The organism is Streptomyces sp. NPDC006739 (genome assembly GCF_042869815.1).
Taxonomy (GTDB): domain Bacteria; phylum Actinomycetota; class Actinomycetes; order Streptomycetales; family Streptomycetaceae; genus Streptomyces.
The window spans coordinates 1-1,786 of record NZ_JBIAGM010000086.1 but is presented as its reverse complement, the minus strand read 5'-3'; the positions used below and the strand labels follow the sequence as shown (position 1 = coordinate 1,786).

Sequence of the window (1,786 nt, the reverse complement as noted above, 5' to 3'; positions counted from 1 at the left end):
ATGCAGCTCACCGGGGATCGTTTCACTTCGGAGACGGCGAGTTTCGGTAATGATCTGTCGACTCTGCCGAACTTCCCGGCCGAGATCCGGGCGCCCGCGGGGACGCTGCCCGGTGTTTCCTCGTTCCAGTTGCATTTCGCTGATCATGACATCCTGACTCCGGGGGATGCGCCGAACGTGCTGGTGGCGATGAACCCGGCGGCGTTGAAGGCGAACATCGGGGATCTGCCGCGTGGTGCGGAGATCATCGTGAACACGGACGAGTTCACCCGGCGGGCGCTGGCGAAGGTGGGCTATGGGGGCAGTCCGCTGGAGGACGGTTCGCTGGACGGCTACAGCCTGCATCCGGTGCCGTTGACGACGCTGACGGTGGAGGCGCTCAAGGAGTTCACGCTGTCCCGCAAGGAGGCCGAGCGCAGCAAGAACATGTTCGCGCTGGGTCTGCTGTCGTGGATGTATCACCGGCCCACGGAGGGCACGGAACGGTTCTTGAAGGCGAAGTTCGCGAAGAAGCCGCAGATCGCGGCGGCGAACATCGCCGCGTTCAGGGCGGGCTGGAACTTCGGGGAGACCACGGAGGATTTCGCGGTCTCCTACGAGGTGGCGCCGGCCGCCAAGGCGTTCCCGGTGGGCACCTACCGCAACATTTCCGGGAACCTGGCGCTGGCGTACGGGCTGGTGGCGGCTTCCCGGCAGGCGGATCTGCCGCTGTTTCTGGGGTCGTATCCGATCACTCCGGCCTCTGACATCCTGCACGAGCTGAGCCGGCACAAGAACTTCGGTGTGCGTACCTTCCAGGCGGAGGACGAGATCGCGGGGATCGGTGCGGCGCTGGGGGCGGCGTTCGGCGGGTCGCTGGCGGTGACGACGACGTCGGGGCCGGGGGTGGCGCTCAAGAGCGAGACGATCGGGCTGGCGGTCTCGCTGGAGCTTCCGCTGCTGGTCATCGACATCCAGCGCGGCGGTCCGTCGACGGGTCTGCCGACCAAGACCGAGCAGGCGGATCTTTTGCAGGCGATGTTCGGCCGCAACGGGGAGGCACCGGTCCCGGTGATCGCGCCGAGGACCCCGGCGGACTGTTTCCCGGCCGCGCTGGAGGCCGCCCGGATCGCGCTGGCCTACCGCACCCCGGTGATGCTCCTGTCGGACGGGTATCTGGCCAACGGTTCCGAGCCGTGGCGGATCCCGGAGCTGGAGGAGCTGCCCGACCTACGGGTGCGGTTCGCTTCCGGCCCCAACCACACCCTTGAGGACGGCACGGAGGTGTTCTGGCCCTACAAGCGTGATCCGCGGACCCTGGCCCGCCCCTGGGCGGTGCCGGGCACGCCGGGGCTGGAGCACCGGATCGGCGGGATCGAGAAGCAGGACGGCACGGGCAACATCTCCTACGACCCGGCCAACCACGACTTCATGGTCCGTACCCGTCAGGCCAAGATCGACGGGATCGACGTGCCCGATGTGGAGGTCGACGACCCGGACGGGGCCCGCACGCTCGTGCTGGGCTGGGGCTCGACCTACGGCCCGATCACCGCGGCGGTACGGCGGCTGCGGACGGCCGGGGAAGCCATCGCGCAGGCCCACCTGCGTCACCTCAACCCCTTCCCGGGCAACCTCGCCACCGTCCTGCAGCGTTACGACAAGGTCGTGATCCCCGAGATGAACCTCGGCCAGCTCGCCACCCTGATCCGGGCGAAGTACCTGGTCGACGCCCACTCCTACAACCAGGTCAACGGCATGCCGTTCAAGGCGGAACAGCTCGCCACCGCCCTCAAGGAGGCCATCGATG

Annotated in this window: 1 protein-coding gene; it reads left to right on the top strand. The window is 68.0% G+C overall.

Annotated elements, in window-relative coordinates:
* The coding region (locus ACFYMM_RS44350) for a 2-oxoacid:acceptor oxidoreductase subunit alpha (RefSeq protein WP_388398545.1) at positions 1-1,786 on the top strand (1,786 nt) is incomplete at both ends.